This window comes from Poseidonocella pacifica, assembly GCF_900111875.1.
In the GTDB taxonomy this organism is placed as follows: Bacteria; Pseudomonadota; Alphaproteobacteria; order Rhodobacterales; family Rhodobacteraceae; genus Poseidonocella; species Poseidonocella pacifica.
Genome location: NZ_FOJU01000003.1, coordinates 511072 through 530496 on the forward strand (window position 1 = coordinate 511072; position 19425 = coordinate 530496).

General features: G+C 60.6%; 20 protein-coding genes and 1 tRNA gene. 12 read left to right on the forward strand and 9 right to left on the reverse strand.

Annotation, left to right across the window (positions count from 1 at the left end):
* Positions 1-5 precede the first annotated feature (5 nt).
* Positions 6-1112 carry a pyridoxal phosphate-dependent aminotransferase gene (locus BM234_RS11040; RefSeq protein WP_092064626.1) on the forward strand — a complete coding sequence of 369 codons (1107 nt, stop codon included), beginning with the start codon at positions 6-8 and terminating at the stop codon, positions 1110-1112.
* Between the two features lie 171 nt (positions 1113-1283).
* Here the strand turns inward: BM234_RS11040 and BM234_RS11050 are convergent, their stop codons facing one another.
* Positions 1284-2534, reverse strand: a complete 1251-nt coding sequence (locus BM234_RS11050; protein ID WP_092064632.1) for a pyridoxal-phosphate-dependent aminotransferase family protein — start codon at positions 2532-2534, stop codon at positions 1284-1286.
* Positions 2535-2662: 128 nt separating this feature from the next.
* Between BM234_RS11050 and BM234_RS11055 the strand changes: the two genes are divergently transcribed.
* A complete protein-coding gene (locus BM234_RS11055) occupies positions 2663-3358 on the forward strand; it encodes a fused DSP-PTPase phosphatase/NAD kinase-like protein (RefSeq protein ID WP_245752595.1) in 696 nt (231 codons plus the stop codon).
* Between the two features lie 15 nt (positions 3359-3373).
* Here the strand turns inward: BM234_RS11055 and BM234_RS11060 are convergent, their stop codons facing one another.
* Positions 3374-4057 (reverse strand): TIGR04283 family arsenosugar biosynthesis glycosyltransferase, encoded by a 684-nt coding sequence (locus tag BM234_RS11060; RefSeq protein ID WP_092064635.1) that lies wholly within the window; start codon positions 4055-4057, stop codon positions 3374-3376.
* Positions 4058-4118: 61 nt separating this feature from the next.
* Between BM234_RS11060 and ygfZ the strand changes: the two genes are divergently transcribed.
* Complete coding sequence (ygfZ, locus tag BM234_RS11065; protein WP_092064638.1) at positions 4119-4871, forward strand: CAF17-like 4Fe-4S cluster assembly/insertion protein YgfZ; 753 nt, start codon at positions 4119-4121, stop codon at positions 4869-4871.
* 6 nt (positions 4872-4877) lie between these two features.
* On the opposite strand, the gene BM234_RS11070 is transcribed toward ygfZ, so the two are convergent.
* Together BM234_RS11070 and efp are read right to left on the reverse strand one after the other, a co-directional pair.
* Positions 4878-5468, reverse strand: coding sequence for a hypothetical protein (locus BM234_RS11070; RefSeq protein ID WP_092064641.1), 591 nt, complete (start codon positions 5466-5468; stop codon positions 4878-4880).
* A 76-nt stretch (positions 5469-5544) separates the two neighbouring features.
* Positions 5545-6108: an elongation factor P gene (efp, locus tag BM234_RS11075; protein WP_092064644.1), complete on the reverse strand. Its 564-nt coding sequence runs from the start codon at positions 6106-6108 to the stop codon at positions 5545-5547.
* Between the two features lie 212 nt (positions 6109-6320).
* On the opposite strand from efp, the gene BM234_RS11080 reads away from it, so the two are divergent.
* On the forward strand, positions 6321-6638 hold the full coding sequence (locus tag BM234_RS11080; RefSeq protein WP_092064647.1) for a DUF6280 family protein: 318 nt from the start codon (positions 6321-6323) through the stop codon (positions 6636-6638).
* Positions 6639-6829: 191 nt separating this feature from the next.
* Here the strand turns inward: BM234_RS11080 and BM234_RS11085 are convergent, their stop codons facing one another.
* Positions 6830-8053 (reverse strand): UbiH/UbiF/VisC/COQ6 family ubiquinone biosynthesis hydroxylase, encoded by a 1224-nt coding sequence (locus BM234_RS11085; protein WP_092065226.1) that lies wholly within the window; start codon positions 8051-8053, stop codon positions 6830-6832.
* Between the two features lie 82 nt (positions 8054-8135).
* On the opposite strand from BM234_RS11085, the gene BM234_RS11090 reads away from it, so the two are divergent.
* Entirely contained in the window at positions 8136-9479 is a 1344-nt protein-coding gene (locus BM234_RS11090) for an amidase (RefSeq protein WP_092064650.1), read from the forward strand.
* 19 nt (positions 9480-9498) lie between these two features.
* On the opposite strand, the gene BM234_RS11095 is transcribed toward BM234_RS11090, so the two are convergent.
* From BM234_RS11095 to BM234_RS11110, 4 genes are all read right to left on the reverse strand, one after another.
* Positions 9499-9575: transfer RNA gene (locus BM234_RS11095), tRNA-Arg, on the reverse strand.
* A 66-nt stretch (positions 9576-9641) separates the two neighbouring features.
* Positions 9642-11030 carry a sensor histidine kinase gene (locus tag BM234_RS11100; RefSeq protein WP_092064653.1) on the reverse strand — a complete coding sequence of 463 codons (1389 nt, stop codon included), beginning with the start codon at positions 11028-11030 and terminating at the stop codon, positions 9642-9644.
* Between the two features lie 18 nt (positions 11031-11048).
* The gene (locus BM234_RS11105) at positions 11049-12467 is read right to left on the reverse strand and encodes a dihydrolipoyl dehydrogenase family protein (RefSeq protein ID WP_092064656.1); all 1419 of its coding nucleotides are present in this window, start codon (positions 12465-12467) and stop codon (positions 11049-11051) included.
* Entirely contained in the window at positions 12460-13197 is a 738-nt protein-coding gene (locus tag BM234_RS11110; RefSeq protein WP_092064659.1) for a TVP38/TMEM64 family protein, read from the reverse strand. The genes BM234_RS11105 and BM234_RS11110 overlap by 8 nt, the downstream gene beginning before the upstream one ends.
* A 338-nt stretch (positions 13198-13535) precedes the next feature.
* Between BM234_RS11110 and rpmH the strand changes: the two genes are divergently transcribed.
* The 7 genes from rpmH (at position 13536) to yihA (ending at position 19408) form a co-directional block, all read left to right on the forward strand.
* Positions 13536-13670: a 50S ribosomal protein L34 gene (gene rpmH, locus BM234_RS11115; protein ID WP_084350332.1), complete on the forward strand. Its 135-nt coding sequence runs from the start codon at positions 13536-13538 to the stop codon at positions 13668-13670.
* Between the two features lie 14 nt (positions 13671-13684).
* Positions 13685-14086: a ribonuclease P protein component gene (rnpA, locus tag BM234_RS11120; protein WP_092064662.1), complete on the forward strand. Its 402-nt coding sequence runs from the start codon at positions 13685-13687 to the stop codon at positions 14084-14086.
* Positions 14083-14301, forward strand: a complete 219-nt coding sequence (gene yidD / locus BM234_RS11125; RefSeq protein WP_092064665.1) for a membrane protein insertion efficiency factor YidD — start codon at positions 14083-14085, stop codon at positions 14299-14301. The genes rnpA and yidD overlap by 4 nt, the downstream gene beginning before the upstream one ends.
* Positions 14302-14388: 87 nt before the next feature.
* Positions 14389-15258, forward strand: coding sequence for a tRNA 2-thiocytidine(32) synthetase TtcA (gene ttcA, locus BM234_RS11130; protein ID WP_092064668.1), 870 nt, complete (start codon positions 14389-14391; stop codon positions 15256-15258).
* A gap of 82 nt (positions 15259-15340) precedes the next feature.
* Positions 15341-16861 carry a putative bifunctional diguanylate cyclase/phosphodiesterase gene (locus BM234_RS11135; protein ID WP_175501256.1) on the forward strand — a complete coding sequence of 507 codons (1521 nt, stop codon included), beginning with the start codon at positions 15341-15343 and terminating at the stop codon, positions 16859-16861.
* Positions 16862-16961: 100 nt separating this feature from the next.
* Positions 16962-18764, forward strand: a complete 1803-nt coding sequence (gene yidC / locus BM234_RS11140) for a membrane protein insertase YidC (RefSeq protein ID WP_092064673.1) — start codon at positions 16962-16964, stop codon at positions 18762-18764.
* Positions 18764-19408, forward strand: a complete 645-nt coding sequence (yihA, locus tag BM234_RS11145) for a ribosome biogenesis GTP-binding protein YihA/YsxC (RefSeq protein WP_092064676.1) — start codon at positions 18764-18766, stop codon at positions 19406-19408. The genes yidC and yihA overlap by 1 nt, the downstream gene beginning before the upstream one ends.
* Positions 19409-19425: the final 17 nt, after the last annotated feature.

Below are 19425 nucleotides of genomic sequence, written 5' to 3' on the forward strand. Positions count from 1 at the left end.
TGGGCATGACACGCGCTCGCTTTACCCCCCTCATTGCTTCCTTGCCCTCGACCGTTCCCTTCGTGGGCCCTGAAACGCTGCAACGTGATCGCGGTGCGGACTTCGTCGCTCGGCTCGGGGCCAACGAATCCGCTTTTGGCCCTTCTCCGCGCGCGGTTGAGGCCATGCGCGAGGCGGATGCGGAAATCTGGAAATACGGTGATTCCAGCAGTCACGACCTACGGCACGCCTTGGCGCAGAAGTACGGCTGTCCGGCGGATTGCGTGATTGTTGGGGAGGGGATCGACGGGTTGCTTGGCAATCTTGTCCGGCTCACGGTCGCCACGGGGGATGCGGTCGTGACCTCCGAGGGTGCCTATCCCACGTTCAACTATCACGTGGCCGGCTGCGGCGGCACGCTGCACAAGGTGCCATATCGGGACGATCACGAAGACCTCGCCGGGCTCCTCCGAATGGCTGCCGATTGCAATGCCAAGCTTGTCTACTTCGCCAATCCCGACAACCCGATGGGCAGTTGGCATTCAGGGGCATCAATCGCGGCTGCGTTAGAGGATCTGCCAGAGGGCGCGTTGCTCGTTCTTGATGAAGCCTATCTGGAATTCGCCCCGGCAGGAACCGAAGTGCCCCTTCCGCTGGACGATCCGCGCATCATCCGGCTGCGGACCTTTTCCAAGGCCTATGGCCTCGCCGGAGCGCGGGTTGGCTACGCCCTTGCCCACCCGGATCTGATCGCCGCGTTCGATAAGGTCCGAAATCACTTCGGCATGAATCGCTCAGCCCAGATCGCAGCGCTCGCCGCCCTGCGGGACGAGGAATGGCTTGCAAAGGTGCAAGGCAAGGTCAAAGCCGCGCGCAACCGCGTCGGTGAAATTGCGAGAGAGAACGGTCTCCTGCCCCTCCCGTCGGCGACAAACTTCGTCGCTGTCGATTGCCGCCGTGACGGAGAGTTTGCCCGCGCCCTTCTCTCCGCGCTGCTGGAGCAAGGCGTTTTCCTGCGTATGCCGGCCCCGCCCCCCCTTGATCGATGCATCCGCATTTCCTGCGGCCTGCCCGCAGAACTTGATGCGTTGGCCGGGGCCCTCCCGAAGGCTCTTCGACACGTCACGAGATGACAAACCTGAAATTCAGACTACACTTCTTGCCAAGCTGAAGTGGAGTCGCCCATGCAGGACCCTGTCCGACAGCCCGCCCCGGATTACACCAACGCGGCCCTGACGATGGCCTTCATCAATTTGCTGTGGTTTTTCGTCTTTCTCTGGTCATCCTTTGGCTTTGCATCGGTGCTACTCACAGCATTGCTTCTGCATCGCGGTATTTCCTGGCTCGACCTGCGCCGGAGACGTACCAGCCGCTGAGATGACCTGAACCGCCGCAGAGAGGCCGCCCGCGCCATGCGGAATCTGAAGCGCGCCAAGACCTGCTTCGATAGTCCCCAGCATTCCGAGGATCATGTGGGCGTTCACGTGCCCCATATGCCCGATACGAAAGAACCCGTGCCATTCGGGATCACCCGGCGGGGCCATGCCCAGACCGATTCCCAGCGTTACCCCTGCCTCACGCTCAACCCATTCTCGCAAAGCCGTGCCATAGGGCGCGCCGATCTTGAGCGCGGTTACCGCGTGGGACCGCAGAGCGGGATCCGCGACATTCAACTCCAGCGGGCCCTCCTTCCCCCAAGCGTCGACAGCCGCCCAGATGGCCCTCGTCAAGGTGGCGTGCCGGGCCCAGATCGCTTCAATTCCCTCTTCGGCAATCATGTCGAGCGAGGCGCGCAGCCCGAGGAGATGATGGGTCGGGGCCGTTCCCCCGAAATACTGATAGAAGAATTCCGGATCTGCCCGTGGAATCCAATCCCAATATTTGCTCACACGCGGCATGGCGGCCCGCACCGTCGCGGCCTTCGGGGAGAAGAACACGAACCCCAAACCGGGCGGCACCATCAATCCCTTCTGACTGGCGGCAACCATGATATCGACGCCCCATGCATCCATCTCAAACCGATCGCACGCGAGCGAAGCGATGCAATCAGCCATCAGGAGGCCGTCATATCCGGCCGCATCAAGAGCCTTTCGCACCGCACCGACGTCGTTTCGAATGGATGTAGACGTATCGACATGGGTGACGAGCACCGCCCTGTAGTCACCGTCGGCGCGCAAATGCGCCTCAACCCGGGCGGGATCGACCTGTGCCTGCTTGCCGAATTCGAGGATGTCCACCTCTGCGCCGACGCCTTGCGCCACCTCTGCCCATCCGTGGGCGAATTGCCCCGTCGAGAGCACAAGCACCCGATCCCCCGGGGAGAGCACATTGGACAGCGCCGCTTCCCACGCCCCGTGACCGTTCGAGACATAGATCGCCACGTGGTGCGCCGTACGGGCCACCTGCCGCAATTCCGGGATCATCCCCGCCACCATATCCACCAGCGCGCCTTCATAGATGTTCGGTGCAGGCGCATGCATTGCCGCCAACACCCGGTCGGGCACGACGGAGGGGCCGGGTATGGCCAGATAGGGACGGCCGTGACGCAGCGACATGGGCAAACTCCTTCTGCCGGAACCGGGCAGACCTTACCGCCACGCCTCGCCGCGTCAATCGCGTAGCGGGTTGCCAGAACCGCCCCACCCCCCTAGATGGGGCAAGCAACAGCGCGGGGCGCACACTTATGGGCATCTGGAACGCGGTCATGCGCCGGATCGACAAGGCGAACGGCAAGTTCATTCGGAGTTTCGGGCATGATCTCACCACGCCCCGTGGCCGTCGCGTTGCGCGTTTTCACTACCATTGGATCGACCACGCGATCCTGCGGTACTGGTGGACGAACTTCGCTCAGATTGCGCCGGGGGTCTATCGCTCCAACCAGCCAACTCACGCCCGTTTTGAGGTGATGAAGGAGTTGGGGGTCAAGACTGTGCTCAATCTGCGCGGCGAAGAGCGGCTGAGTCATTTTCAGTTCGAGAAGGAAAGCTGTGACAAGTTGGGCCTCAAAATGGTCAACATCCGGCTTCACGCACGCAAGGCCAAAACTGGCGAACGCTATCTCGAAGCGATCAACGCCATGCGCGAGATCGAAAAGCCTTTCCTGATCCACTGTAAATCAGGCGCGGATCGCGCAGGGCTTGCCGCAGTGCTCTATCTTCTTGCCATCGAAAAGCGCCCGATCGAGGAAGCACGCAAGCAACTATCCCTTGGCCACCTGCACATTCGCTGGACCAAGACGGGCATTCTCGACCACATTCTTGACCTCTACGAGGCGCGCAATGAGAAATCGCCGATCGATATCGAGGAGTGGTTCCGTACGGAATACAATCGCAAGGCGGTTCAAAAGAGCTTTGACGCGCTGCCAATCTGGCGTCGCTAGGAAACTCCCCGGCGCTCAGCGGCGGCGTTCATAGCGCGCGACAAGTCTCTCCGGCGTTACGCCTGCGTAGTAGAGTGCCAAGGTCGTGAGGTTCTTTGCCCCGCGCCGCATCCATCCCTCCCGCTCATACCGTTCGGCGCCTGTCCGAATCTCCGCCGCTATCGGCACCAAATGCCCGCGTAGGGACCGTGAGAGCGCAACATCCTCCATCAACGGCTGATCTGAAAACCCTCCGACCTGATGATAAACCGTCCGGGGAAGCAGAAGCCCCTGATCCCCATATGGAATCCCGAATACCCTCGCTCGAAGGTTCGCCCACCCCGCCACGACATGCGCACCAGCCGCAGCGGAGCGGAACCGAAGGCGAAAATACCCGGCCTTGGTTCCCTGGATATGCGACGCCGCGGCCTCGGTCCAACCCGCCCCAAGCCAACTGTCAGCATGCAAGATCAGCAGCCATTTGCCTTCCGCGGCGGCGCATCCTCGCTGAAGCTGTCCACCACGTGAGGCCTCGCCGTGAACCACCTGCGCGCCAGCCGCCTCAGCAATCTCGAGCGTTTCATCGGTCGAGCCGCCGTCGCTTATGATCAGATCGCGGATAAGACCGCACGTCAGTCCCTCCGCCAGAGAGGCAAGGCAATCAGGCAGCGTCTTTCCCGCATTCAAAGTCGGGATCACCACGGAAATCGGTGCGCGCATGCCGCCCCCTGTTGTAGCTCAAGGCCATCTCTATATTACGGGAGCACATCAGGAGGGAAGCATGACCGAGGAACACGCAGATAGTCGCACGATCCTGAAGCTGTCCGGGGACGATGCCCGCGCATTCCTTCAGGGCTTGGTGACGAACGATGTGGACCGGCTGTCAGAGGGGATCGTCTACGCGGCACTGCTGACACCGCAGGGCAAGCTGATAAGCGATTTTTTCCTCGTCGAGCAAGCCGATGCGATTTTGATCGACGCCCCTGCGGAACGCGCTCCGACCCTGTTCCAGAGGCTGTCGCTCTATAAGCTTCGCTCCAATGTGGCGGTCGAGCAAACAGACCTCACTGTGCAGCGCGGCTTGGGGACACCGCCCGAAGGTGCCTATGCTGACCCGCGTCACCCCGCACTGGGCTGGCGAGCCTATGGCCAAAGCGAAATGGCCCTGCCTTCAGTCGATTGGGATGCTCTTCGTGTCGCGCATCTCATCCCCGAATGGGGCACCGAACTCGACGAGGACACGTTCATCCTCGAAGCCGGTTTCGAGCGGTTGAACGGCGTCGACTTCCGAAAGGGTTGCTATGTCGGGCAGGAGGTCACGGCGCGCATGAAGCACAAGACAGAACTGCGCAAAGGCTTTGCCCGCGTGGCTGTCACGGGGGATGGGGCAGCTGGAACCCCGATTGAGACTGCCGATCAAAAACCGGCTGGCCGCTTGCACACCCGCGCAGGGAACGAAGCCATCGCCTATCTGCGTTTCGACCGTGCAGAGGGGCCGATGACAGCGGGCGAGGCGAGCGTCAGCCGCCTGTGAAAGCCGCTAGAGCACTTCGGTGATCGGATAGACATGAGTGAGGTAAAGGTAGAAAAACGCCAATGAAATCGCGAGGATGATAATCCCCAGTACCGGCGAGGATACCTTTATCCCCCCTGTGCCGGCCTCGAACGATGTCTCTAGGGAGCCGCGCTTTTCATCCGTCGCGCGGCGCGCTTCCGCAAACTGAAGCCAAGAGAAATAGAGACCCGCGACAACGATCCCGATCACAAGGAAGAAGATCACCTTGGAGGACAGGAGTTGCCACTCAAAGACACGGCGGCGGTGATCATAGCCGCTGGCGCGGTACTCATAATAGGCCCGCAGGCTTTGCTGCATCGCCGCCATACCGTCTTCATCGAGTTGATCGGCCGCCCATAAGTCAGGAAGCTCTGCCTGCATTCCGCCGAATTCGTCCAAGGGAAGCGGTTCGACGACGATAGGCTCCTCTTCGACAAAGTCGTTTTCAAAGATGAACACATCGTCAGTTGGGAAAAGGCTTCCGGGGGCCTCAGGAAGGTCAGCAGGCTGAACCTGATCCTGCGCCGACAATGGCAGAGCGACGAGCGCCAGTACGAATGCTATGATCAAGCGCAAGGATTACTCCCCCCATGGTTGAACCATGAAGGGCACGAACCCCTCGCAAAATCAAGACATCGCGGGATAAAACGCCTCAGGCGCGCTCGGAATAGTCCATCGTTTCCGTGTTGACGATGATCATCTCTTCCTGACCGACGAAGGGCGGCACCATGACCTTGACCCCGTTGTCGAGGATCGCAGGCTTGAAGCTATTGGCCGCCGTCTGGCCCTTCACAACCGGTTCCGTTTCCACGACCTGACAGGTGACCTTCTGCGGCAGGGTGGCATTGAGCGCTTCGTTCTCGTGAAATTCGACCAGAATTGTCATGCCATCCTGAAGGAAAGGCCGACGCTCGCCGAGGATTTCCGAGGGAAGTTCCACCTGATCGAAGGTTTCCGTATCCATGAAGGTCAGCATGCCGTCCGTCTCGTAGAGGAACTGCATGTCTTTCTGCTCAAGGCGTACGCGCTCGACCTTGTCAGCGCTGCGGAAACGCTCGTTGAGTTTGGATCCGTTGCGAAGGTTGCGCATTTCCACTTGCGCAAAGGCGCCGCCCTTTCCGGGCTTCACGTGGTCAACCTTCACCGCGGCCCAGAGGCCGCCATTATGCTCCAGAACGTTTCCGGGGCGAATTTCGTTACCGTTGATCTTGGGCATCAGTAAACACCGTGGCAATGGTTGATGGATCGTTGACGCGCTCTATATCTGGCCGGGTGCGGTGGAGCAAGCCTGCGAGATAGGGTGCGTCATCGCGACGAGTTATGCGTCAGTCGCATATGTGCTATGCAAATTGGGTGTATCCGAATCGCGGCATATCAGTCATAAGCACCGGCACGCCGGAAACACAAGACCAATAAAAAGGACGGATCATGAAGGATTTCGTTGACGGTACGGCCTTCAATAACGAGCAAGGAAACCGTGCCCGAAAGCTATTCGCCGCCGTTGTGCTTGCAGCACTCGACGATGCGATCGCTGACGACAAGAAATACGGCAATGGCCCCGAGCAGATCGCCCGCTGGGCGCGCTCTCGTGATGGCCGCGAGGTACTGAGCTGTGCCGGAATCGACCCCAATGAGCGGGTCGTCGAGGGCCTGATGGACTTCGTATCGAAGGGTGTGCGGACCTCCGTCGCCCTGTCGCGCGAAGAGAGCGAGCGTCGAAACGCTGCGCAGGCCGAAGCTGCCTGAGACTTACCTCGCCGAATGATTGAACCCCGCATGTGCTCCGCACTGCGGGGTTTTTTCTTTTCAGGGATCAGCATCGCGGGTCATGGAACTCAGCCCACGGAGCGATAGACAACCAGAGGTCCCTTGTTCCTTCTTCACCACCAAAGAAGACGGAGTCTTACCAAGCAGGATCGCGTTCCGATCAGCCAGCGCTATATCATGCGGCCTTGCAGCAGGCGGGGAACCTCACCTGTCAGCCCGGCCGCTTCGCGGATGAAGCCTCTGCGCAACCCCGGCAAAGCGTTCACAACCCCAAGCCCCAGATCACGCCCGAGGCGCAAGATTGGGTTATCCGTCGAGAACAGTCGGTTGAAGGTATCTGTGGCGGCGGCGAGCCCAACGACGTCAAACCGTCGCCACTGCTCATAGCGTTGCAGGACGTCAATCGTGCCGATGTCCTCCCCCCGGCGGGCCGCAAGCACAATCACCTCCACGAGCGACGCCACGTCCCTCAGGCCCGCGTTCAGCCCCTGCCCGGCGATTGGGTGCACCACATGCGCCGCATCTCCCAGAAGCGCGACGCGGGGCGCTACGAACCGCTCAGCGAGGCTCAGCGCGAGCGGATAGTGGTATCGGGCCCCGTCGAGATGGATATCCCCGAGAAAGTCGCCGAAACGCGGGCGAAGGACCTCGAGATATTCCTCCGCGCCAAGATTGCTGATCCGGTCAGCCTCTTGCGTTTCCTCGGTCCAGACAATGGAGGCGCGATTGCCGTGAAGCGGCAGAATCGCGAGCGGGCCGGAGGGCATGAAGAATTGATGCGCCACCCCGTCGTGCGAACGTTCGTGCCCGATAGCGCATACCAAGGCCGTCTGATGGTAGGACCACCCGCGCCGAGCAATTCCCGCGCGCTCTGCAACTCCGGATGCTCGACCATCCGCTCCCATCAGAAGCTGGCCCGTGAGGTCAGTTCCATCCGCAAGACGCACTCGCACCCCTCCGGGGATCGTGTCTTGCGCCACCACCGATGAGCCGCTGCGCAACGTGATCGCAGGACTGGCTTCGATCATTGCCTGTAATACGGGGCGGAAATGGCGGTCTTCGACCATGAAGCCCATCGGCCCTTCTTCGATTTCCGCATGATCGAAGTGCAGAAAGAATGGTGACGGTCCTTCTCCCGCGCGGCCATCCGATACCTTGATATCCAAAATGGGTTGCGCTCGTGCGTCCAACACTTCCCAGATGCCAATGACCTTGAGCAGGCGCTGTGAAGCCAGCGCAAGCGCATAGGACCGGCCGTCGAACTCGCCGCTGCCCACAGTGGGCGCCCGCCCTTCGATCAACGTGATCGAAAACCCGGTTTGGGCAAGAGCAAGGGCAAGCGTTCCGCCGTTCAGGCCGCCACCGACAATCAGGATATCGCTATCGTGTTTCATGATGCCGAATATGCGCCGTCTTGCGGGATTGTCCATCCATGGACAGCCCGCTACCGTCCGCGCGCAGGATATGGAGAGAGCGATGAACGATTGGACTGGCAAGAGCGCAGCAGACCTTGGCCGCGGGATCGCTTCGGGGGAAATCGACCCGGTAGAGCTTTGCGAGCAAACCCTGGACGCAGCGACCCGCCATCCCGTATTCGCCCGCATATACGCTCGTCTCACCCCCGAACGCGCACTGTCCGAAGCGAAGGCCGCGCGGAACCGTGCGTTGGAGGGGAAACGCCGCTCCATTCTCGATGGCGTTCCCATCAGTTGGAAGGACCTCTTCGATACAGCGGGGGTCGCCACCGAGGCGGGTTCTGCCCTGCTTGCCGGGCGGGTACCTGAACGCGACGCCGAAGTGCTGCGGGTCGCGACAGAAATGGGCCTCGTCTGTCTTGGCAAGACACACATGTCGGAGCTTGCCTTCTCCGGGCTAGGCCTCAACCCAGTGACTGAGACATCTCCGTGCATAAATGATCCAGAGGCCGTTTCCGGTGGCTCCTCTTCGGGCGCGGCGGCGTCAGTCGCCCATGGGATCGCGCCTGCGGCTATTGGATCCGATACGGGAGGATCCGTGCGCATTCCGGCGGCGTGGAACGACCTTGTCGGCCTCAAGACAACCTCAGGGCAGCTCTCCCTCGAGGGTACGGTGCCGCTCGCCCCTAGATTCGACACAGTCGGGCCACTAACCCGCACGGTTGAGGACGCAGCCCTGCTTCTCGCGGCCTTGGAAGGACGCAACGCCCCTGCACCCCAGGCGGCGCCCCTTCGCGGGCGCCGTTTCGCCCTTCTTGAAACCGTGGCGCTAGACGACCTGCGGGATACGCCCGCAGCAGGCTACGATCGCGCGCTTGAGGCATTGAAGAGCGCTGGCGCGGAACTGGTCCCTTTGAAAGTTCCATTCCTTGAGGATGCAATGGCGCTCTCCGCCGTGTTGTACAGCAGCGAGGCCTACGGGATCTGGCGCGATACCATCGAAGCCGCGCCCGAGAAGATGTTCGATCAGATCCTTGAACGGTTCCGGGGCGGCAAGGACTTCTCCGCACCCGATTATGTCGCGGCTTGGGTAGAGTTGGACCGGCATCGCAAACGGTGGCTCGATGAGACCGCGGAATTTGACGCAGTGCTTTGCCCGACCTGCCCGATCCTGCCGCCGACCACGGCACGGCTTCTGTCCGACCACGCCTATTACGTACGGGAGAACCTGTTGACCCTGCGAAACACGCGGATCGGCAACCTCATGGGGCTATCTGCGTTGACCCTGCCTACCGGCATACCGAGCACAGGAATTTCCCTGATGTGCGCGCCGATGCAGGAAGAGACGCTACTCGGGCTTGGGCGCGCAGCAGAGGCTACGATTGGCATGGTGCCCGCAGGGTGAAGTCGAATTAGGAGGAAAATGGCGGACCGAGGAGGATTCGAACCCCCGACCCCCTGATTCGTAGTCAGGTACTCTATCCAGCTGAGCTATCGGTCCGTTGGGCGGTCATCTACGTGAGGTGCCCAACCTGTGCAAGTGCAAATTCACACTTTTTTCGACCGTTCAACTGCCTGCCGTGACGCCCCGGGGCAGGACGATCTCGAACGTCGTCCCGGAGGCATCGGACCTCAGCAGGCGCAACTCTCCGCCATGGCCCCGGATCAGTTCCAGGCTGATGGTCAACCCGAGTCCAGCACCGCCTTTGCTTACGCCCCCCTGAAACGGCTTGAAGATATTGTCCCTCGCCCGCTTCGGCAGGCCGGGCCCCGTATCCCTGACGTGAATGACCCATGCCGTTGCGGTTTCCTCGGCGGTCAAGGCGATTTCACCCGGAACTCCGGCGGAAATAATCGCCTGCCGCGCGTTTCTCACGAGGTTCGATAGCACGCGATGAAGCTGTTCGGGGTCGGCACGAAGCGACAATTGCGGCGGCATTTCCTGACTGAAGATCAGCGGGTGGGTATCGACCGCGAGGCGCTCTGCGGCAAAGACATCCTCAACGATTTCCGAGAGTGACACGCGAGTCAGCCGGGGCGAAGGCTCTTCGGCGCGGCCAAACGCAAGGGTCGATTCGCACAGGGTGATGGCCCGCGTCATGGAATTGACCAGTTTCGGGGCAAGCCGCCGAACCGTCGGATCCTGGCTGTCGTCGATGCGGTCGGCAAAAAGCTGGGCGCTGGTGAGAATATTGCGAAGATCATGGCTGATCTTGGCGACGGCCTGACCAAGCTGGGCCAGACGCTCCTTCTGTCGCAAAGCCCCGGTAAGCTCGAGTTGAAGCGACCTTAGGGCCTCTTCGGCCTCGCGCAACTCTCGGACCCGGTGGGATGGCTCTATGATCCGCCGCGCATCCTCGGGAGCCTCGGCATAGCTGGTGATATGGTCCACGACCCTGCGGATCGGGACCACCAGCAAGCGCCGCACCGCCACAAACAACATGCCCGCCGTGATGATCGAGATCACCAGCGACAAAAGCAGGATTCGTGCGGCGTAATCCAGCATGGCAGCCCGCAGAGGCCCCGTTGGCATCGTCACTTCGATCAACAGACCGGCCTCGCGCACCGGATCGCCGATCACCCGAATGATGTCCTCCTCCGGGTCCAGAAGACGCTTCAGCGCATCCAGGATAAGGTCCGTTGCGGTGTCGGTTCTCAAATCGAATGTCGCGTCGATCGGCTCGGGGATCGGAGAGGCAAGGATAAGCTGTCGCGCTTCATCCCGCCGAAGCACCACGTTGAGCACCCCGGCGTTTCGCAGCAACTCCTGCTCCAACTCGCTGTCGATCACGTCATCCGCGAGCAGCGCAAGCGATGCGATCTGGGCCCTTTCCAGACGAGATAGAAGGAAATCCTGCCGAAACCGCGCGACCGACGGCAGGAAGATGAGAATTTCCGCGAGCATGACGAAGATTATCGTCAGGATCAGGAAGCGACCTGAGAGCGTCTTCAACATGCTCGTTTGCTTGCCTCGTTACGGGATCCAGCGCTGTACCAGCCGGACGATCCGTTTCACAGTGGGGTTTTCGAACAATCTGGGGCTAAAGTAGGCGCCGACCACCCTCTTGTTAACCTCCGAAATCGTTGGATAGGGCACAACCATGTTCGCAAGCTGGGTCATTTTGAAGCGGTTCGCGATGGCAAGCGACCAGAATCCGATCAAATCTCCGGCCTGCGCACCAACAATAGAGGCCCCGACGGGCCGCCCCGAGACGACCATGATCTTGATAAGCCCGTCCGTTTCGCGTTCAGCGATAGCCCGATCATTCTCATCATAGTTGAACCGGAAAACCTCAACCCGTCCGCCATATTCCTTCCGCGCCTGTGCCTCGGTCAGACCGACTTGGGCAAGTTCGGGCCGGGTGTAGCTGCACCATGGTAGGTGGGCGGTCTTGGTCTTGGCAGGAAGAGCAAAGAGCAATGATCGGATGATGACCCCGGCGTGATACCCGGCGACATGGGTGAATTGCATCCCGCCTGCTGCATCTCCAATCGCATAGACCCGCCGGTTTGTCGTCCGCATCGAGGCATCGACCTTGATGCCCGATTTTGTGCGCTCGACGCCGGCTTTCTCGAGAGACATCCCATCGGTATTGACCTGACGGCCAACCGCCACGAGCAGATGACTGCCACGGATCGTCCGGCCATCGCTGGTGTCGAGTTCAATTGCGCCCTCTTCACCGCGAACGGCTTCTGCCTGTGCACCTTCGAAGATCTCGATCCCTTCGGCGCGCAGCTTCTTCAATACGATCTCGGCAAGCTCGGGGTCATCCTTGCCAAAAGCCCGCTGACCTTCGACCACAGTCACCGCCGAACCCAGTCTGCGATGGGCTTGCGCCATTTCCATCCCGATCGGGCCACCGCCTACCACGATGAGATGGTCCGGGCGGTCCCGCAGCTTCCAGAGAGATTCATTGGTAAGGTAGGGTGCGCCGTCCAGCCCGGGGATGGGCGGAACGAGCGGGGATGAGCCCGTCGCCAACACGATGCGGCGCGCAGTGATGGTATATTCCCCCGCCTGCACACGGCGATCGTCGATAAACTCGGCCCATTCTCGTATGACCCTCACGCCAAGGCCTTCGAAGCGCTCTTCGCTGTCTACCGGGGCGATGGACGCGATGACCTCCGCCACGTGATCTTGCGCCTTCGCGTAATCAATCTCCGGCTCATGTCCCGCGATCCCGAGCGGCCCGCTCTGTCGATGCGTCTGGGCGGCGGCGGCAGCAGCGATCAGGGCTTTCGACGGAACGCATCCGTAGTTGAGGCAATCGCCCCCCATCTCGCGGCCTTCGACAAGGATCACATCCGCGCCCATCTGTACCGCCCCCGCCGCAACCGAAAGCCCCGCAGAGCCAGCGCCGATAACGAGGATGTCGGTTTTGAGTTCAGCCATTGTCGAGGGCTCCTTTTCCACGCAACAGTTTCCAGATGATCGGCAGGGCTGCCAGCAGGCAGAGTCCGAGAATCGGTAGTAGGATCTGTGGCTCCAACAGAATGCCGAGGTCGGGCGTCCCTCCCCGTTCGAAGACTTCTCCAAGGCCAGCACCAACCGACGTGAACACCACAGCGCCGGGGATGATCCCAAGAAAGGTAGAAACGACAAACCGGAACACCGGGACCCCGACCAACGCTGGAATGAGATTGGCCGCAAAAAATGGAACTGCGGGAACCAAGCGGATGAGAAAGAGCATGGACCATTGATTCTGGTCGATTCCCTCCTTGATGCGCCGGATCATCCCCTCACCCGTTTCCATCCGGGACGCGAGCCTTTCGCCGAATCCCCAACGCGCTGCAAGAAAGATGAAGGTGGCCCCCATCGTCGCGCCCAAAACATTGAAGAGCGCCCCCGGAAAGAGAGAGAAGAGAAACCCGCCCGTCAGCGTTGCAATGGTCGCGCCGGGAAGGGAGAAACCAACAAGCGCAGTGTAGACGGCAACGAACACGAGCGCCGTCAGCACATAATTTTCATCGCGGAAGGCGATAAGCGCCTCCCGGTTGTCTCGCAGCGCCTCGAAGGTCAGATGGTCGCGCAGCGTAAAAGCCCCCACCAGCGCAACAACGCCAATGGCAAGCACAGGGAGGCGTCGAAGCCATTGGGAGGGCGCCGGGGCGCGATCGCTCATATCACTCACTTTTCAATCCATCATGTTGTCGGGGGCGGATAATCGCCAGACTTTCTTTGCACCAACATGATGCATGGCGCCTTGCCGGGACATGACCGATCACGGGGCATTGATGGTCAGTGACATCGAACGGCAGACAGGTCAGGGTTTTCACCGGGGCTGAAACAATCCCGCGCCCAACCCGGCGACCAATTGTTGCAAAAAATGCGGCGGGAGGTGTTTGACTCGGGCAAACGGCTTGCGTATAGGCAGTGCTTCGAATGCCTCAGGTGGCCCGTGATCGGTGCTACCTAAAGAGATGCGCTCCCGTTGGGGGGCAATGCCACGGAGACGGAGCGATGAAACGCACCTTTCAACCCTCGAACCTCGTCCGCAAGCGGCGCCACGGCTTCCGTGCACGCATGGCGACGAAGGCCGGACGCAAGATCCTCAATGCGCGCCGCGCACAGGGCCGGAAATCGCTGAGCGCCTGAGCGGCGCAAGGCTGATGACAGAGATGCCGCCGGAGGCCCCCGTGAGCACTGCGGGGATGATGCCCCCGGCGGCTTCTGCTTGCCCAAAGATCATCCAGAACCGAGCGGACTTTCTGCTGGCGGCACGCGCCCGCAAACAGGGAAGTGCGGCGATGATGGTGCAGGGACGCGATCGCATGGATGGCGATCCGGCCATCAGGATGGGATTCACCTGCTCCAAAAAAGTCGGAAACGCAGTTGCGCGGAATCGCGCCAAACGGCGATTGCGGGAGGTTGCGCGCAGCACGCTTCCCGAACTCGGTCGCCCCGGGTGGGATTACGTTTTGATTGGGCGAAAGGATGTGACGGCGTCGCGTCCCTTCCATCTGTTGCTGGACGATATGCGATACACCTTGCGAAAACTGCACGGCGGATGAGCCCCGCGGCTTGGGTTTTAGCCTTGCCGGTCAGGGCCTACCGCCTGATTTTCTCTCCGTGGGTGGGATACAACTGCCGGTATCATCCCACCTGTTCGGCCTATGCGCTCGAAGCGCTTGCCAAACATGGCGCAGTGAAGGGCGGCTGGCTGGCCGTGCGGCGCATCGCCCGATGTCATCCCTGGGGCAGCAGCGGGATCGACAACGTGCCATAGCGGTTCCGGTTGTTGTGGCCCCGCCCCCTTCTGTTGCGGACCACTGTTCCTCTTGCCGCACCGTCCCGGCTCGGATAAACGCCGACCATGCTGGACCAATCTGACGAAATCCATCCGCTGTTTCACGGGGCGCCCAAAAGCACCGAATTCAAGAAGCTGCGCAAACGGATCGTTCAGCATACCCGCGAAGCGATCGAGCAATACGGCATGATCGAGCCCGGAACCCGGTGGCTCGTCTGTCTCTCGGGCGGCAAGGACAGCTACACCCTACTTGCCGTTCTGCATGAATTGAAATGGCGGGGGTTGCTACCTGTCGACCTGCTGGCTTGTAATCTTGATCAGGGACAACCGGGCTTTCCGGCGACTGTCCTGCCGCGCTTCCTCGAAGAGATGGGCGTAGCGCACCGGATCGAGTATCAGGACACCTATTCCGTCGTCATGGACAAGATCCCACAGGGGCGCACCTTCTGCGCGCTCTGTTCACGCCTGCGGCGTGGGCACCTCTACCGTATCGCGCGCGAAGAAGGATGCTCAGCCGTAGTTCTGGGCCATCATCGCGACGACATCCTCGAAACCTTCTTCATGAACCTCTTCCACGGCGGGCGGCTTGCGACGATGCCGCCCAAGCTCCTGAACGAGGAAGGGGATGTTTTCGTCTATCGCCCCCTTGCACATGTAGCCGAGGCGGATTGCGAGAAATTCGCCCGCGCAATGAGCTATCCAATCATCCCTTGCGATCTCTGCGGCTCGCAGGACGGGCTGCAGCGGCAACAGGTGAAACAGATCCTCGATGGGTGGGAAAAGAACAGCCCCGGCCGACGGCAGATCATGTTCCGCGCCCTCATGAATGCCCGCCCTTCGCATTTGCTCGATCCAAAACTCTTTGATTTTGAGGGCCTTGCCCGTCGCTCTGTCGAGTTTGAAGAAAATACCACCGACAATCGAAGCCAGGATTAACCGCTCTCTCACTCCAGACCGCTGATATCCCGCTTGGGAATTGGGCAATTTGGGGTTCGAAACGATGTTGTTGGCGAGTTTTATGCGCATTCGGCGAGTGGCGGCTCTCTTGTTTTCTGGGCCGCAAGTCATCGCATTCACACCTGCCGTATCGCTTGGCGCTTTCTGGATCGGCGGCGAGGGCGCGCTTCTGGCCGCTTCGCTCGGCTATCCGATGATTTACATGCTTTTCGCACCAGAGGGATGGGTCCCGCACGAAACCGTCTCGCGACGCGATGCTGTAACCGGTTTGCCATTGCGGGAATTCATGCTCGAAAGGCTGGACGACTATTTCGAGATCTCCGCCAATCGTGCCCGGAACGGCGCCTGTATGCTGATCGAGCTGACGAATGCGGCGCATGTCGAGACCACCTTTGGATCCGAGGTTCTGAGCGAATTGCGCCGCGCAGTCGCAGATCGCCTGCGCGCCGCGCTGCGCGACAACGACATGGTTTACTGTCTCACCGACGATCGGTTTGGTCTTGTGTTGGGGACGACCACCAACCTCGACCTTGAGGCAGGCATCCAGTTGTCGAACCGACTGCTTCGAACCGTACAGGATCCCATCAAGGTGGGAAGCAATACGATCTATCCCTCGAGTTGCCTTGGATTCTGCCTTGCGAACGTTTCGCCTGAACCAACGGGTGAGGCCTTGATGGACGCCGCGCAATCGGCACTCTTGAGCGCTATGAAGAGCGGCGAAAGCACCATAAGAGCCTATGCCCCCGACACAATCCGCGCCGCCGCAAAGGTCGACAACAATGCGCGTGAGGTCATCGAAGCGCTGGAAGACGGGCGTATTACCGCATGGTTCCAACCGCAGGTGAGCACTGATACGGGCCTTGTCTCGGGCTTTGAAGCGCTTGCCCGCTGGATCCACCCCGAGAAAGGTCCTATCGGGCCGAGCAGCTTTATCCCCGCTCTCGAAGCTGCTGGCCGGATGGAGCAGCTTGGCGATATTATCCTTCGGCATTCGCTCTTGGCATTGCGCAAATGGGATGCGGCGGGCTTCGACGTGCCATCCATTTCGGTCAATTTCTCCGAAGTAGAGCTCAGCAATCCGCGCCTCGTCGACAAGGTGCGTTGGGAACTGGACCGGAATGAACTCCCCCCGGAGCGGCTGACTGTCGAGATTGTCGAAAGTGTCGTGACGGCGGACCCCAACAACTTGGTTACGCGGAATATCGCGGGCCTCGCGGCGCTTGGTTGTACCGTGGATCTTGACGATTTCGGGACCGGAAACGCCTCCATTGCGGCCATCCGACAGTTCGATATCAACAGGATCAAGATCGACCGCTCCTATGTATCGCGGATCGACCGGGACCCCGAACAACAGCGGCTGATATCGGCGATCATCACCATGGCCGAACAACTTGGCCTGCAAACCGTGGCCGAAGGCGTGGAGACACAAGGAGAGCATGCGCTCATTTCCCAGCTTGGATGTGATCACGCTCAGGGGTTTGCACTGGCGCGGCCGATGGCGCTGGACAACACCTTTGGCTGGATGGAGCAGCACTACGCCCACCTTCTGCCCATACCCCAGATCGGTGGCCGCGCGTTTTGACGGTGCGGCCCAACCGCCGCAGGGTCAAAATCGCTTGACGTTCCGGCCAATGCTCTGTTGAACCCCACCAAGTTTGAACAGACGTAGGTGGCGGTCCCAAATGGACAATCAGAACAAGAACCTCATTCTCGCGACGGCGCTTTCTTTCGTCGTGATCCTCGTGTGGTTCCTACTCTTCCCGCCGCCCGATCGTGCGCCGACCACGGATGTGGCGGAGCAGTCGGAGCAAATCGAAGCGGCTGATCCGGCCCTTCCGCGCGCTGACGGCCCCGCAGCTTCGACGGCAAGCACCGATATCGCGGCAACCGACGCCGATGCGCCGCGCATTCAGATCGATACCCCACGGGTTTCCGGCTCCATCTCGCTTCTGGGTGGACGGATCGACGATCTGAGCCTCAAGGACTACCGAGTCTCGATCGACGAGGATTCGGATAACGTCACCGTTCTCAAGCCGGTAGGCTCGTCCTCTGCCTACTACGCCCTCTTCGGCTGGGCCGCTTCGACCGGGGTCGATGCCACCGCCGTACCAGGTCCTGACACGATCTGGGAAGGCGTCGAAGGCCAGACCCTGACCCCCTCCAGCCCTGTCACTCTTACGTGGGACAATGGCGCGGGCCTCCTTTTTGAGCGCACTATCGCGGTCGACGAAGATTTCATGTTCACCGTCTCGCAATCAGTCACCAACGCGGGGAACGGCGAAGCGACGCTGCGCCCCTATGGCTTGCTGCGCCGCCATGGTGAGCCTGAGAACCTGAAGGACTTCTTCATCCTGCACGAAGGACTTGTCCGCATGTCGGACGGAGCGCTGCAGGAAGCGGACTACGGCAAGATTGCTGACTTCCCGGTCGACGACCGCGAGGGCGCCGCTGCAGAGCGTGTCGAGGTTGCCGAAAACGGGTGGATCGGCTTCACGGATCACTACTGGATGGCGACGCTGGTCCCCCAGAACGGATTCCGCTCGACTGCCAAGTACTTCTCTGGTCGCGATATCTATCAGGCCGAAGCGGTCAGCGGGCTGCAGACGATTGCCCCCGGCGAAAGCGCAACCGTCGAAACGCGCCTGTTCGCAGGTGCCAAGGAATGGGAAACCATCCGCCATTATCAGAACGATGAAGGTGTCGAGGGCTTTGTCGACAGCATCGACTGGGGTTGGTTCTTTTTCCTGACGAAGCCGATCTTTGCCGTACTGCACTGGCTCAACCAACTGATCGGCAACATGGGCTGGGCCATCATCGGCCTGACCGTGCTCATCAAGATCATTCTCTTCCCCTTGGCCTATAAATCCTATTCCTCCATGGCCAAGATGAAGGAATTGCAGCCTGAGATGGAGAAGCTCAAGGAGCGGACCGGCGACGACCGCCAAAAGCTCCAACAAGAGATGATGGCGCTCTACAAGAAGGAGAAGGTGAACCCCGCCGCAGGTTGCCTTCCGATCCTGATGCAGATCCCGATCTTCTTCTCGCTCTACAAGGTGATCTTTGTCACGCTAGAGCTGCGCCACGCGCCATGGATCGGCTGGATCCGCGATCTGTCCGCCCCCGATCCGTCGTCGATCTACAACCTCTTCGGGCTGCTTCCATGGGGCCCGCCGGAAACCGGTACGATTATGGCAACGGTGTTCATTGGCCTCCTGCCGATCATTCTGGGTATCTCCATGTGGTTGCAGCAAAAGCTGAACCCGGCACCCGCCGATCCAACGCAGCAGATGATCTTTGCGTGGATGCCATGGGTCTTCATGTTCATGTTGGGCGGCTTCGCGTCGGGGCTGGTGGTTTACTGGATTGCGAACAACACGATCACGTTCACGCAGCAGTACCTGATCATGCGCAGCCACGGCTACAAGCCGGACGTGTTCGGCAATATCCTCGGCAGTTTCCGCCGCAAATCCCGTGATGAAACCTGATGTCACTTCCCTATCCCCTCGTTGAGGAGCCAGATCCTCTTGCCGCTGAAACGGGGCGAAAGCTCTTCGCAGGGCCATGTGATTTCGTGAAGGGCGTGGTCGCCATGTCCGGCCTGCCTGATCCCGACAGGCCGGAAATCTGCTTTGCAGGGCGGTCCAATGTGGGCAAGTCCAGCTTGATCAACGCACTGACCGGTCGCAAGTCTCTCGCCCGCGCCTCGAACACGCCCGGACGCACGCAGGAGATCAACTACTTCGCGCTCGGCCCGGCCTTCTACCTCGTCGACCTGCCCGGCTACGGCTACGCCAATGCGCCGCTTAGCAAGGTCGAGCAGTGGCAGAAGCTGCTCAAGCAATACCTCGCCGGCCGTCAGACGCTACGCCGGGCCTTCGTCCTCGTTGACGCGCGCCATGGGATAAAGTCGGTCGATGAGGAGATCATGTCTCTGCTCGATACCAGCGCCGTCACCTTTCAATGCGTGCTGACGAAGGCCGACAAGATGAAGGCAGGCGACGGGGTTCTGGATCAGGTTCGGAGCAGGCTTGCCAAACACCCGGCGGCCTATCCCGAGCTTGTCCTCACCTCCTCCGAAAAGGGCGATGGCATCGCCACGCTCAGGGCTATCGTCGCCTCGCTCCTGTGATCCGCGAGCAGGCCGGG

Coding starts and splice junctions, on each gene's coding strand:
- BM234_RS11040 (WP_092064626.1), top strand. CDS start 6: ATGACACGCGCTCGCTTTACCCCCCTCATTGCTTCCTTGCCCTCGACC.
- BM234_RS11050 (WP_092064632.1), bottom strand. CDS start 2,534: ATGTCGCTGCGTCACGGCCGTCCCTATCTGGCCATACCCGGCCCCTCC.
- BM234_RS11055 (WP_245752595.1), top strand. CDS start 2,663: ATGGGCATCTGGAACGCGGTCATGCGCCGGATCGACAAGGCGAACGGC.
- BM234_RS11060 (WP_092064635.1), bottom strand. CDS start 4,057: ATGCGCGCACCGATTTCCGTGGTGATCCCGACTTTGAATGCGGGAAAG.
- ygfZ (WP_092064638.1), top strand. CDS start 4,119: ATGACCGAGGAACACGCAGATAGTCGCACGATCCTGAAGCTGTCCGGG.
- efp (WP_092064644.1), bottom strand. CDS start 6,108: ATGCCCAAGATCAACGGTAACGAAATTCGCCCCGGAAACGTTCTGGAG.
- BM234_RS11080 (WP_092064647.1), top strand. CDS start 6,321: ATGAAGGATTTCGTTGACGGTACGGCCTTCAATAACGAGCAAGGAAAC.
- BM234_RS11085 (WP_092065226.1), bottom strand. CDS start 8,053: ATGAAACACGATAGCGATATCCTGATTGTCGGTGGCGGCCTGAACGGC.
- BM234_RS11090 (WP_092064650.1), top strand. CDS start 8,136: ATGAACGATTGGACTGGCAAGAGCGCAGCAGACCTTGGCCGCGGGATC.
- BM234_RS11100 (WP_092064653.1), bottom strand. CDS start 11,030: ATGTTGAAGACGCTCTCAGGTCGCTTCCTGATCCTGACGATAATCTTC.
- BM234_RS11105 (WP_092064656.1), bottom strand. CDS start 12,467: ATGGCTGAACTCAAAACCGACATCCTCGTTATCGGCGCTGGCTCTGCG.
- BM234_RS11110 (WP_092064659.1), bottom strand. CDS start 13,197: ATGAGCGATCGCGCCCCGGCGCCCTCCCAATGGCTTCGACGCCTCCCT.
- rpmH (WP_084350332.1), top strand. CDS start 13,536: ATGAAACGCACCTTTCAACCCTCGAACCTCGTCCGCAAGCGGCGCCAC.
- rnpA (WP_092064662.1), top strand. CDS start 13,685: ATGACAGAGATGCCGCCGGAGGCCCCCGTGAGCACTGCGGGGATGATG.
- yidD (WP_092064665.1), top strand. CDS start 14,083: ATGAGCCCCGCGGCTTGGGTTTTAGCCTTGCCGGTCAGGGCCTACCGC.
- ttcA (WP_092064668.1), top strand. CDS start 14,389: ATGCTGGACCAATCTGACGAAATCCATCCGCTGTTTCACGGGGCGCCC.
- BM234_RS11135 (WP_175501256.1), top strand. CDS start 15,341: ATGCGCATTCGGCGAGTGGCGGCTCTCTTGTTTTCTGGGCCGCAAGTC.
- yidC (WP_092064673.1), top strand. CDS start 16,962: ATGGACAATCAGAACAAGAACCTCATTCTCGCGACGGCGCTTTCTTTC.
- yihA (WP_092064676.1), top strand. CDS start 18,764: ATGTCACTTCCCTATCCCCTCGTTGAGGAGCCAGATCCTCTTGCCGCT.